At 60.9% G+C, this 12,339-nt stretch carries 9 protein-coding genes and 1 pseudogene; 8 read left to right on the forward strand and 2 right to left on the reverse strand.

The features are described 5' to 3' along the window. Positions 1-8 precede the first annotated feature (8 nt). A pseudogene (locus AC1RM7_RS02750) lies at positions 9-500 on the reverse strand (CinA family protein); the annotation flags it as partial. Then, the gene (locus AC1RM7_RS02755; RefSeq protein WP_024919243.1) at positions 481-1,674 is read right to left on the reverse strand and encodes a bifunctional 2-C-methyl-D-erythritol 4-phosphate cytidylyltransferase/2-C-methyl-D-erythritol 2,4-cyclodiphosphate synthase; all 1,194 of its coding nucleotides are present in this window, start codon (positions 1,672-1,674) and stop codon (positions 481-483) included. The gene AC1RM7_RS02755 and the pseudogene AC1RM7_RS02750, both read right to left, overlap by 20 nt. A gap of 257 nt (positions 1,675-1,931) precedes the next feature. Here AC1RM7_RS02755 and dusB point away from each other — a divergent pair, with 257 nt between their 5' ends. The 8 genes from dusB (at position 1,932) to hflX (ending at position 12,331) form a co-directional block, all read left to right on the forward strand. After that, positions 1,932-2,957 (forward strand): tRNA dihydrouridine synthase DusB, encoded by a 1,026-nt coding sequence (dusB, locus tag AC1RM7_RS02760; RefSeq protein ID WP_051472475.1) that lies wholly within the window; start codon positions 1,932-1,934, stop codon positions 2,955-2,957. Then, positions 2,954-4,141 (forward strand): two-component system sensor histidine kinase NtrB, encoded by a 1,188-nt coding sequence (locus AC1RM7_RS02765; protein WP_024919245.1) that lies wholly within the window; start codon positions 2,954-2,956, stop codon positions 4,139-4,141. The genes dusB and AC1RM7_RS02765 overlap by 4 nt, the downstream gene beginning before the upstream one ends. 6 nt (positions 4,142-4,147) lie before the next feature. Beyond that, complete coding sequence (gene ntrC / locus AC1RM7_RS02770; protein ID WP_006020542.1) at positions 4,148-5,590, forward strand: nitrogen regulation protein NR(I); 1,443 nt, start codon at positions 4,148-4,150, stop codon at positions 5,588-5,590. Positions 5,591-5,842: 252 nt separating this feature from the next. Continuing rightward, complete coding sequence (locus AC1RM7_RS02775) at positions 5,843-8,113, forward strand: sensor histidine kinase NtrY-like (RefSeq protein WP_024919246.1); 2,271 nt, start codon at positions 5,843-5,845, stop codon at positions 8,111-8,113. 17 nt (positions 8,114-8,130) lie between these two features. After that, positions 8,131-9,501 carry a nitrogen assimilation response regulator NtrX gene (gene ntrX / locus AC1RM7_RS02780; RefSeq protein ID WP_006020544.1) on the forward strand — a complete coding sequence of 457 codons (1,371 nt, stop codon included), beginning with the start codon at positions 8,131-8,133 and terminating at the stop codon, positions 9,499-9,501. Positions 9,502-9,665: 164 nt separating this feature from the next. After that, the gene (locus tag AC1RM7_RS02785) at positions 9,666-10,523 is read left to right on the forward strand and encodes a D-amino-acid transaminase (protein ID WP_024919247.1); all 858 of its coding nucleotides are present in this window, start codon (positions 9,666-9,668) and stop codon (positions 10,521-10,523) included. A gap of 170 nt (positions 10,524-10,693) precedes the next feature. After that, entirely contained in the window at positions 10,694-10,942 is a 249-nt protein-coding gene (gene hfq / locus AC1RM7_RS02790) for an RNA chaperone Hfq (RefSeq protein ID WP_006020546.1), read from the forward strand. A gap of 12 nt (positions 10,943-10,954) precedes the next feature. Continuing rightward, complete coding sequence (hflX, locus tag AC1RM7_RS02795; RefSeq protein WP_024919248.1) at positions 10,955-12,331, forward strand: GTPase HflX; 1,377 nt, start codon at positions 10,955-10,957, stop codon at positions 12,329-12,331. Positions 12,332-12,339 lie beyond the last annotated feature (8 nt).

The raw sequence follows: 12,339 nt of genomic DNA on the forward strand, positions 1-12,339 counted from the left end.
TCAGTCAGCATTTTCAGCGCTTCGACCACTGACTGCTCGCGGACATTGCTGCGGCCGACCGCGCCGAAGCGGCATTCCTTGTGGGCAATACGGCCATCGCGTGCCGCGACCGCCAGATACACCAGCCCGACGGGTTTTCCAGGCGTTGCGCCGCCGGGGCCCGCGATGCCTGTGATCGAAACCGCCAGATCGACATCGGCATGTTCAAGTGCGCCAAATGCCATGGCGGTCGCGGTTTCCTTGCTGACGGCGCCGAATGTTTCCAGCGTCGAGGTCTCGACGCCGAGCATCGCGTGCTTGGCTTCGTTGGAATAGGTGATGAAACCGCGATCGACGACGTCGGAAGAGCCGGGAATTTCGGTGAGTGCCGCAGCGACGAGACCGCCTGTGCAGGACTCTGCGGTCGCAATGGTCAGCTTGCGCATCCGGCACAGATCCAGCAGCGAGCGGGAGAGGGCGCGGATGGTGCTGCCGCTCATGTCAGTTGCTCCCGCTTTCATCCCACGGAAGGCGGATCGTTGCGGCCGCCGTTGCGGCGATGCCCTCCTGGCGGCCGGTGAAACCGAGCCGCTCGCTTGTCGTTGCCTTCACGGCCACGCGTGACTGTGGAAGCCCGGTGATCTCGGCGATCTTCGCACGCATCGCATCGCGCAGCGGGCCGATCTTTGGCGCTTCGCAAATCATCGTCACTTCGAGATGTGCGATCCTTCCGCCGCGCTGATGCACGAGGCCGACCGCATGTTTAAGGAACTGGTCTGAGGCCGCACCCTTCCATTTCGGATCGCTTGGCGGGAAGTGCGAACCGATGTCGCCGTCGGCCAGTGCGCCGAGGATCGCGTCGACAATCGCATGCAGTCCGACGTCGCCGTCGGAATGGGCGAGAAAGCCGCGATTGAACGGCACGGGAACGCCGCACAGCATCAGATGGTCGCCGTCGGTGAGCGCATGGACGTCGTAGCCAGTGCCGGTGCGGATATCGCCCAGCATGGCGCCAAGGCGCGCTTCCTCGCGTGCGAAGTCTTCCGGTGTGGTCAGCTTCATGTTGGCAGCATCACCTTCAAATGTTGCGACGGTCAATCCCGCCCATTCAGCGATCGCCGCGTCGTCGGTGAAATCGTCGCGCCCCTCGCGCGCGGCGCGCCGATGGGCATCGAGAATGGTGTCGAATCGAAACGCCTGCGGTGTTTGCGCGATTCGCAAATTCGCACGATCCGGTGTCGCCTGGATGGCGCCGGTTGCATCGACGACCTTGATGGTATCGGTCACCGGGACGACGGGAATCGCTGCACCCGTGATCAGCGCCGCATCGATCGCGCGCGAGATCACCTTGTCGGTGACGAAGGCGCGCGCGGCGTCGTGAATGAGAACGATATCCGGCGCCTCGCTTGCGAGCGCCTCGAGTCCGGCACGAACGGACGCTTGCCGCGTCGCGCCGCCATTCACCGGCGTCTGATATTTGAGATGGCTAACCGCCTGATCGAAAATATCGGCGTCATCCGGATTGCGGACCGGCTGAACGGCAAAAACGTCCGGATGGGTACAAAATGGCTCCATCGCCCTCGAAAGGACGGTTTTGCCGCCGATTGATCGGTATTGCTTGGGGCCTCCGGTCCCGGCGCGAAGTCCGCGGCCGGCAGCGACGATAATGGCGGCAGTCCGTTTTTGGTTTGGCATGAATATTTGACGACCGTCAGAGCAGGGTGGCTGAGCCCGTTGTTGGCAGCTTTGGGTGCTGCACTTACCATATTCGGGCGGGGAACAGCATGATTCCGCAACCCTGTGAAGAATTTGGAAGAATTGTTGCGCCGCACTTGCAAGCCTGCCGGAATTGGCTAAAGTGTAGGCATGCTTTCAGTATGCTTAGAAATTAAGCTGTGTGATCTCCGCAACGAGGCGGGGTTCGGCAAAAAACGAAAAGAACAGTGATCGGTATGGGTCCGGTACGTCAGCCAACACTGACCATTGGCGATATCGAGGTCGCAAATCGCGTCCTTCTCGCACCGATGTCCGGCATCACCGATGCTCCCTTCCGGCGCATCGCTGCCGAGCTTGGGGCCGGTCTTGTCGTCTCGGAAATGACTGCCAGCGACGATCTCGCGCGAGGCCGCCCAATGTCGGTTCTTCGTTGCGAGGCGGCCGGTATCGGCCCGCACGTCGTTCAGCTCGCCGGCTGTGAAACCCACTGGATGACCGAAGGCGCGAAGATCGCGGAAGCCGCCGGTGCAGACATCATCGATATCAACATGGGCTGTCCCGCGCGGCATGTCACGGGCGGCCAGTCCGGCTCAGCGCTGATGCGCGATCTTGATCACGCGCTTCGTCTCATCGACGCCACGGTATCCGCTGTCAGCGTCCCGGTGACGTTGAAGATGCGGCTGGGCTGGGATGACAAGTCGCTCAATGCTCCGGAGCTGGCGCGCCGCGCCGAAGCGGCGGGCGTCAAGATGATTACCGTGCACGGGCGCACCCGCTGTCAGTTCTACAAGGGAAGCGCCGACTGGACCGCCGTGCGGCCGGTCAAGGACGCGGTCACAGTGCCTGTGGTCGTCAATGGCGACATCACCTCGTTTGAGCAGGCTGCGATCGCGCTCGAAGCGTCCGGCGCAGACGCCGTGATGATCGGGCGGGGAGCGCAGGGTCAGCCATGGTTGCCGGGACAGATCGCACGCCGTCTCGATGGCGGCGCAGCAGAATCGGTACCGCACCTCCGCGAGCAACTGGATCACGTCTGCAAACTCTACGATCAAGTCGTTGATCATTACGGATCGCGCATCGGTTCGCGTCATGCGCGTAAGCATCTGGGCTGGGCACTCGATGTTGCTGCGAAGGGCAGCGCCGCATCCGCGGACGTGCTCAAGCGTTGGCGCCAGACCATCCTGACAGCTACCGATCCAGCTCACGTTCGCCGCTCCCTTCAGGATGCCTTTGGCGAGTTTTCCTGGAGCGCTGCTGCATGAGCAACGCCGCTGAACGACGCGTTCCGCAACTCGCTAACAGCGATGCGATTCTGAACGCGCTCCCGAATCCGGTGATGCTTGTCGCGCCGGACGGCAAGATACTGGATGCGAATATTGCAGCGGAATCGTTCTTTGAAACGTCGATCCCGCATTTGCAGCGTCAGATGTTGCGCGAACTGGTGCCATTCGGCAGCCCGCTGCTCGCGCTGATCGATCAGGTGCGCCGTACCGGCTCGGCTGTAAACGAATACAAAGTCGATCTTGGCACGCCTCGCATCGGCGGCGATCGTCAGGTCGATCTCCATGTCGCACCGCTCAGCGAGCACCCCGGCCATATCGTGGTGATGCTTCAGGAACGCACCATCGCCGACAAGATGGACCGGCAGTTGACTCATCGCAGCGCCGCCCGCTCGGTGATCGCGCTGGCCGCGATGCTGGCGCATGAAATCAAAAACCCGCTGTCGGGCATTCGCGGTGCCGCGCAATTGCTCGAACAGGCAGCTTCGCCGGAAGACCGTACGCTGACACGCCTGATCTGTGACGAGGCGGATCGCATTGTGACGCTTGTCGATCGCATGGAGGTGTTCGGCGATGAGCGCCCCGTGGCGCGCGGTCCGGTGAACATCCATTCGGTATTCGATCATGTGAAGCGGCTCGCCCAGTCCGGCTTCGCGCGCAATATCAAGTTCGTCGAGGAGTATGATCCGTCATTGCCGCCTGTGCTGGCCAATCAGGATCAACTGATTCAGGTATTCCTGAATCTCGTGAAGAATGCGGCCGAGGCCGTCGCTGATCTCGGGACCGATGGTGAAATTCAGTTGACCACGGCATTCCGGCCGGGTGTGCGTCTCTCGGTGCCTGGCAAGAAGTCACGTGTGTCGTTGCCGCTGGAATTTTGCGTGAAAGATAATGGACCCGGCGTGCCGGACGATCTGTTGCCAAATCTGTTCGATCCGTTCGTGACCACCAAGCCGACCGGCAGCGGTCTCGGCCTCGCGCTCGTCGCCAAGATCGTCAACGATCATGGCGGCATTATCGAATGTGAATCCCAGCCGCGAAAAACGGTTTTTCGCGTGCTGCTGCCGATGTTCAATCCAACCAAAAACAACAATCCCAACCACAGCAATAGCGACGGGCGCCCGGGAACGCTCTCGCATGCCTCACAGACCGCAGATGAGGAATAAATAACAATGCCCGCAGGTAGCATACTTGTCGCTGACGACGACACCGCCATCCGTACCGTTCTCAATCAGGCGCTGTCCCGCGCCGGATATGAGGTGCGGCTGACAGGCAATGCCGCCACGCTTTGGCGTTGGGTGAGCCAGGGTGAGGGCGATCTGGTCATCACCGACGTCGTGATGCCCGATGAGAATGCGTTCGATCTGCTGCCGCGGATCAAGAAGATGCGCCCGAACCTCCCGGTCATTGTCATGAGTGCGCAGAACACTTTCATGACAGCAATCAGGGCCTCGGAGCGCGGCGCCTACGAATATCTGCCGAAGCCGTTCGATCTCAAGGAACTGATTGCGATCGTTGGCCGCGCGCTGTCGGAGCCGAAGGAGCGCCCGGCGGCTGTGAAGGACGAGGGCGAGTTCGATTCGATTCCGCTTGTCGGACGCTCGCCGGCGATGCAGGAAATCTACCGTGTCCTCGCGCGTCTGATGCAGACCGATTTGACGGTGATGATCTCCGGTGAGTCCGGCACCGGCAAGGAACTGGTCGCACGCGCGCTGCATGATTACGGCAAGCGCCGCAACGGCCCGTTCGTTGCCGTGAACATGGCCGCCATTCCGCGCGATCTGATCGAGTCCGAATTGTTCGGACACGAGCGCGGCGCATTCACCGGGGCGAATGCCCGCGCGACCGGCCGGTTCGAGCAGGCCGAAGGCGGGACGCTGTTCCTCGACGAAATCGGCGATATGCCGATGGAAGCACAGACCCGCTTGCTGCGTGTGCTGCAGCAGGGCGAATACACGACGGTTGGCGGGCGCACGCCGATCAAGACCGATGTGCGGATCGTCGCCGCCAGCAACAAGGACCTGCGCATTCTCATTCAGCAGGGCCTGTTCCGCGAAGATCTGTTCTTCCGCCTCAACGTCGTTCCGCTGCGGCTGCCGCCGCTGCGCGAGCGGATTGAGGATCTGCCCGATCTGATCCGGCACTTCTTTGCGCTGGCGGAAAAGGATGGCTTGCCGCCCAAGAAGCTCGATGCGCAGGCGCTGGAGCGGCTGAAGCAGCATCGCTGGCCGGGCAACGTGCGCGAGCTTGAAAACCTCGCACGCCGCCTTGCCGCGCTCTATCCGCAGGATGTCATTACGGGCTCGGTGATCGAGGGCGAACTGGCCCCCCCTGCCGTGGTGTCAGGCGGCAGCATGCCGCAGAGCGTGGACAACCTCGGAGGCGCGGTGGAGATGTACCTTGCGTCGCACTTCGCCGGCTTCCCGAACGGGCTGCCGCCGCCGGGGCTCTACCATCGGATCCTGAAGGAAATCGAAGTCCCGTTGCTCACGGCCGCGCTGGCGGCGAATCGGGGAAACCAGATCAGGGCGGCGGACCTCCTTGGATTGAACCGGAATACCCTCCGCAAGAAGATTCGGGACCTCGATATTCAGGTCTACCGCAGCGGCGGCTAGGACCCGTTTGTGGCTTCGCCGGGCCCGTTTTGACAGCGCGTCCGTTCCGATCCCGGTTTGCCACCGAGTGGCATTCCGGTGACGGAGGGACAGGCGGAAGCGTACCGTCCAGCTTAGAAGCAATTGAAGGCGCAATTCGTCACGGACCTGCGCCTAGGAAATGTCGCAATTCAGCAACATTGTGATATGATTGCATCACTGGTCGGGGCACCCCGCCTCGTACCGGCAAAATTGGCCTGACACGATCCCCGCATGACAGCAGCAGAGGCGTCGGCCCAAACCCTCGACCCATCCGTCGCCGAGCCTCACAGCCGGCCATGGCACCGGCTATTGGCTCCGTTCGCCGTCGGCCTGGCGCTCCTCTCGGCATTCCTGACCTTCGTGGTGCTGACCGGACTGACCCCGATCGCACCGACCCACGAAATCGTCGTCACCTTCCTCCTGATTAATGGCGCCACGATCCTGCTGCTGCTGGCGATCATCGCCCGCGAGGTCTGGCAGGTCGTTCAGGCTCGCCGCCGTGGCCGCGCCGCTGCGCGCCTGCATGTCCAGATCGTCAGTCTGTTTTCGGTGATCGCAGTTTTGCCTGCAGTGCTGGTTTCGATCGTGGCCAATGTCACCATCGACCGCGGCCTCGACCGGCTGTTCTCGGTGCGCACCCGTGCGGTGATCGAGAACTCGCTGATCGTCGCCAACGCCTACGTCTACGAGCACGCGCAGCTCATTCGCGGCGATATCATCGGCATGTCGAACGATATCGCACGCGCGCGGCCCCTTTACGATCAGGATCGTCAGACTTTCCGCAGCGTACTGACGTCGAGCGCGACCTCCCGCAATCTGCCCGGCGCCATGATCATCGACAAGGATCGCAACATCCTTGAAACGGCAGCGACCGGTATCCGGCAGGATTTCCAGACCCCCGCCGCGGATTTTCTGAAGAACGTCACCGAGGATGAGCCTCAGATCGCCGTCTTTATCGAACAGAACTACGTCGCCGCGGTCATTCGCCTGCGCGCGTTTCAGGACAGCTTTCTTTACGTGGCACGCATTCTCGATCCGCGCGTCGTTGCGCAGTTGCAGCAGACCCAAGCGAGTGTGAAGGAATACGCCGAGCTCGAATCGCGGCGTCTCGGAATTCAGGTCGCCTTCGCGCTGATGTTCACCGTGATCGCGCTGACGGTTCTGATGTCATCAGTACTGATCGGCCTGAATTTCGCCAACTGGCTGGTTGCGCCGATCCGCCGGCTGATGAGCGCGGCCAATCTCGTCTCTACCGGCGATCTCCATGTTCAGGTCCCGGTCATCAAATCCGAGGGCGACCTCGCCAACCTTGGCGAAACCTTCAACAAGATGACGCAGGAGTTGCGCACCCAGCGTGATGACCTCGTGAATGCCAGTGGTCTTATCGACAGTCGCCGACGGTTTATCGAAGCGGTTCTTTCATCGGCGAGCGCGGGCATCATCGGCGTCGATGGCGCTGGCAAGATCGCCGTTCTCAACCGTTCGGCGGAAAAACTGATCGGACACTCGGAATCGGAGGTGATGGGTAAGCCATTGTCCGAGATCGTGCCGGAACTTGACGAACTGATGTCGACGGCGCGCAGCAGTGCACAACGGCTGTTGCAGGGGCAGATCGAAATCAGCCGCGACAGTGTCGAGCGAAACCTTTCCGTGCGCGTCAGTTCCGAACAAACCGGGCAGTCGAACGAAAGCTATATCATCACGCTTGACGACATTACCGAGCTGGTGACGGCGCAGCGGACCTCGGCGTGGGCGGACGTCGCCCGCCGCATCGCGCACGAGATCAAAAATCCACTGACCCCGATTCAACTGTCCGCCGAACGCATTCGCCGCAAGTTCGGCAAGGTCATCACGGAAGACCGGCCTATTTTCGATCAGTGCACCGACACCATCATCCGTCAGGTCGATGATATTCGCAGAATGGTGGATGAGTTCTCGAAGTTCGCGCGTATGCCAAAGCCCGTCATTGAGGGCGAGGATGTTGCGGACACTGTCCGTCAGACGGTCTTCCTGATGCGTGTCGGTTATCCCGATATCGATATCGACGTCGATATCAAGCAGGAGCCGATGCATGCGAAGTTCGACCGGCGGCTGATTTCGCAAGGGCTGACCAATATTATCAAGAACGCGACCGAAGCCATTGCTGCGGTTCCTCCTGGAGAGATCCAGCGTGGACACATCGATGTCATCGCGGCGCGCGAAAACGACGATATCGTGATTGATATTCTCGACAACGGAATCGGGCTGCCTAAAGAAAGCCGCGCGCGGCTGCTTGAGCCATATGTCACCACTCGCGAGAAAGGCACCGGTCTCGGTCTCGCGATTGTGGGCCGTGTTCTCGAAGATCACGGCGGACGTATCGAACTAAACGACGCATCTGCGCTTCGCCCTGGTGCGCGGGGCGCGTGGGTGCGAATGAGATTTTCTATCTCCGGCCAGGCGAAAGACCCCGGTGCCGGAGAACCACATGAAACAAAAACAGAAGCCGTAACCGGCGATTGATAGAGCGGGCGTGATTCATGGCGAATGACATTTTGATCGTCGATGACGAAGCAGATATTCGGGATCTCGTCGCGGGCATTCTCGACGACGAGGGTTTCAAGACGCGCACCGCGCGTGACAGCGATACTGCTCTGGCGGAAATTTCGAGCCGCCGGCCGAACCTGATTTTCCTCGACATCTGGCTTCAAGGCAGCAAGCTGGATGGTCTGCAATTGCTCGAGCAGATCAAGCTGAACCATCCTGAAGTTCCGGTGGTGATGATTTCGGGGCACGGCAACATCGAAACGGCGGTCGCGGCGATCAAGCGCGGCGCATACGATTTCATCGAAAAGCCCTTCAAGGCTGATCGGTTGATTTTGGTCGCCAACCGCGCGCTGGAAACGTCACGCCTCAAGCGCGAAGTCCGCGAACTCAAGCAGCACGCGCCATCGTCGGGAACGCTGATCGGCCGCTCTCCCTGCATGAACCAGTTACGTCAGACCATTGAACGCGCGGCCAAGGCCAACAGCCGCATCATGATCGTCGGCCCGTCGGGGGGCGGCAAGGAGCTTGCTGCGCGTACGTTGCACGCGATGTCCAGCCGCGCGGATGGGCCTTTCGTTGTCATCAATGCTGCCGCGATCACGCCGGAGCGGATGGAAGTCGAATTGTTCGGGGTTGAATTGTCCGACGGTGAAACCGGCCGCAAGCCCGGTGCGCTCGAGGAGGCTCACGGCGGCACGTTGTTCATCGACGAGATCGCCGATATGCCGCGCGAAACCCAGAACAGGATTTTGCGCGTGCTGGTCGATCAAACGTTCCAGCGGGCAGGCGGCACCACCAAGGTCAGCGTTGACGTTCGTATCGTGTCGTCGACGGCGCGCAACCTCGAAGCAGAGATCGCCGAGGGAAAATTCCGCGAAGATCTTTACCATCGCCTGTCGGTCGTTCCGATCCGAGTACCGCCGCTCTCGGAGCGCCGTGAGGATATTCCCGACCTTGTCGAGTACTTCATGGACCAGATTTCGTCCGCGACCGGTCTGCCGAAACGGCGGATCGGGGAGGATGCGATGGCTGTTCTGCAATCGCATGTCTGGCCGGGCAACGTCCGGCAATTACGGAACAACGTCGAGCGCGTAATGATCCTGGCGGGTGGTGACCCTGATGCTGCGATCACCGCCGACATGCTGCCGCAGGATGTCGGCTCGATGATCCCGGCCATGCCCACAGGTAACAACGGCGAGCACATCATGGGCCTGCCTCTGCGCGAGGCCCGCGAGGTGTTCGAGCGCGACTACTTGATTGCGCAGATCAGCCGCTTCTCGGGCAACATTTCGCGCACGGCAGAGTTCGTGGGCATGGAACGTTCTGCGCTACATCGGAAGCTCAAAGCGCTGGGTGTAGGTTAGTGCGGCGGTTCACAAGGCCGCAATATGTTCGCAGCAAGACGTGTTTGCGAACTTGTGAACCAAAGCCGTACTAGAATATTGGTTGCTCGCGTCTCTTTGATTCCGAAGTTCGTATCAGGGAGCGCAGCAAAGTCTTACGAACTTCGGAATCGAGACACGACCGCATGTCCCGCATTGCCTATGTGAACGGCCAGTACCGCGACATGCGGGATGCCAGTGTGAACATCGAAGACCGCGGCTATCAGTTTTCAGATGGCGTCTACGAGGTCTGCGAAATCAGGGGCGGCAAGGTGGTGGATATGCCGCGCCACCTGACGCGGCTGCAGCGCTCGCTGCGCGAATTGCGCATCGATATGCCGATGCCGCTTGCCGCACTGGAAGTCGTGATCCACGAAACCGTGCGGCGCAATCGCGTGAGCTACGGTATCGTGTACCTGCAGGTGACACGCGGCGTAGCCCGGCGCGATCACGCATTTCCGGTCAAGCCCGTCAAACCAGCCGTTGTGGTCACAGCGCGCGCTCTCAACTTTCAGAAAAATCAGGAAACGGCGGCGAAGGGAATCGGGGTCATCACTGTTCCCGAAAATCGCTGGCCGCGGGTGGATATCAAATCCGTATCGCTGCTGCCTAACGTGCTGGCGAAGCAGCAGGCGCGCGAGAACGACGCGTACGAGGCGTGGTACGTCGATAGCAACGGCCACGTCACCGAAGGGTCATCGAGCAACGCCTGGATCGTGACCCGGGACGGCAGCGTCGTAACTCGATCGGCCGAGAGCGGCATCCTTGCCGGCATCACGCGAGCGGTGCTGACCGAGGTGATGGCAGCGCTCCAGATCAAGTTCGAGGAGCGTCCTTTTACCCCGGCCGAGGCTTATGAAGCGGCCGAGGCGTTTGTCACTGCGTCCAGCCAGATCGTCATGCCTGTGGTCAAGATCGACGGTCGCAGCATCGGAGATGGTAAACCCGGCTCCATTTCCATGCGATTGCGGGAAGAATTCCACCGATTTTCAGCATTTTCGTAAGTTTTTCCGCCCTTTGGCGGCTTAGCCGGGTACCGCGGCCTTGCCTAACAACCGGGCGTGCCTTTTAATCGCGTTGCAGCACCCGGAGGGGGATCTCAGGGACGCCGGCAGCCGGACCACGCCACGCAGAGGGCAGGTCGGGCCCAAAAACAATAATGCGGGATAAGAAAATGGCGGCAGACCGCGCACAAAACCTACAGGATACTTTCCTCAATCACGTTCGCAAAACCAAAACGCCACTGACGATCTTTCTGGTCAATGGAGTGAAGCTGCAGGGCATTGTCACCTGGTTCGACAATTTCTGTCTGCTGCTTCGGCGCGATGGTCATTCGCAGCTTGTCTACAAGCATGCGATCTCGACGATCATGCCGGGCGCTCCCATCCAGCTGTTCGAAGGCGGCGAGGACGCGCCAGCTTGAGATTGAATTAATTTGGAACCCCGCAACTTCGACGGGGGCGCCGACCGGCCAAAGTCGGCGCGGGGCGACACAGGACGGGTGCTGGTCATCGGTCCTTACAAGCGCGTGCGGCGGGGCGATCCCGACGCGACGACGGTAGCTCATGGAGTACGCAATCCTGAAGCGCGGCTTGAAGAAGCTGCGGGTTTGGCGCGTGCCATCGATCTCACTGTCGCGGAGGCGGTCCTGGCGCCGTTGAGCGAAATCCGGCCAGCGACCTATCTCGGCAAAGGCAAAGTCGAGGAGATGATCGGCCTGATCAAGGCCAATCAAGTCGATCTGGTGGTGATGGATTGCGCGCTTTCGCCGGTTCAGCAGCGCAATCTCGAAAAGGAATGGAATGCCAAGGTGCTCGACCGCACCGGTCTCATTCTGGAAATCTTCGGCCGCCGCGCCAAAACCCGCGAAGGTACGTTGCAGGTTGAGCTAGCGCATCTGAATTATCAGCGCAGTCGTCTCGTTCGGTCATGGACCCATCTTGAACGCCAGCGCGGCGGCTTCGGATTCATGGGCGGCCCCGGCGAAACCCAGATCGAGGCCGACCGTCGCTTGATCGGCGATCGTATCTCCAAGATCGAGTCTGAACTCAAGAAGGTGCAGGCAACGCGGCGGTTGCACCGGGCAGGGCGTCAACGCGTGCCTTACCGTGTTGTCGCGCTGGTCGGTTACACCAATGCGGGTAAATCCACGCTGTTTAACAGGTTAACCCGCGCGGACGTGCAAGCCGCCGACATGCTGTTCGCAACGCTCGACCCGACCTTGCGCGCGCTGACGCTACCGCACGGCGGCAAGGCCATGCTGTCGGATACCGTCGGGTTCATCTCGGACTTGCCGACCATGCTGGTGGCGGCGTTCCGCGCCACGCTCGAGGAAGTCATCGAGGCTGACGTCATTCTGCATGTGCGCGATATCTCGCACGAGGATGCCGACGCCCAGCAGCATGACGTTGAGGGCGTATTGCGTCAGCTCGGCATTGATCCGGATAGCGGTCAACGCATTCTGGAAGTCTGGAACAAGATCGACCGCTTCGACGAAGAGGGTCGTGCCAATCTCATGAATATCGCCGCGCGGCGCTCGCCAGAACGGCCGTGCTTTCCGGTGTCGGCTGTGACCGGAGAGGGCATTGATGCCCTGCTTGCGGCGATCGAAGACCGTCTGGCCGCGACCCGCGTGACGCTGGATCTCTCTATCGATGCGTCGGACGGCGCCGGCATCAGTTGGCTGCACCGGAATGCGGAAGTGCTGGACAAACATATGGAGAATGGTCGGTTTGCCATGACCGTGCGCGTGGATGAGACCAAGCGCGACATCACGATTGCCAAGTTCGGCGCTGTCCCAAGCACACATTGATTGCGCTT

Source organism: Afipia sp. GW822-FHT03D08 (assembly GCF_058801645.1).

Bases quoted from the DNA above. Each gene is read 5' to 3' on its own strand.
- AC1RM7_RS02755 (WP_024919243.1), bottom strand. From the start codon at position 1,674: ATGCCAAACCAAAAACGGACTGCCGCCATTATCGTCGCTGCCGGCCGC.
- dusB (WP_051472475.1), top strand. From the start codon at position 1,932: ATGGGTCCGGTACGTCAGCCAACACTGACCATTGGCGATATCGAGGTC.
- AC1RM7_RS02765 (WP_024919245.1), top strand. From the start codon at position 2,954: ATGAGCAACGCCGCTGAACGACGCGTTCCGCAACTCGCTAACAGCGAT.
- ntrC (WP_006020542.1), top strand. From the start codon at position 4,148: ATGCCCGCAGGTAGCATACTTGTCGCTGACGACGACACCGCCATCCGT.
- AC1RM7_RS02775 (WP_024919246.1), top strand. From the start codon at position 5,843: ATGACAGCAGCAGAGGCGTCGGCCCAAACCCTCGACCCATCCGTCGCC.
- ntrX (WP_006020544.1), top strand. From the start codon at position 8,131: ATGGCGAATGACATTTTGATCGTCGATGACGAAGCAGATATTCGGGAT.
- AC1RM7_RS02785 (WP_024919247.1), top strand. From the start codon at position 9,666: ATGTCCCGCATTGCCTATGTGAACGGCCAGTACCGCGACATGCGGGAT.
- hfq (WP_006020546.1), top strand. From the start codon at position 10,694: ATGGCGGCAGACCGCGCACAAAACCTACAGGATACTTTCCTCAATCAC.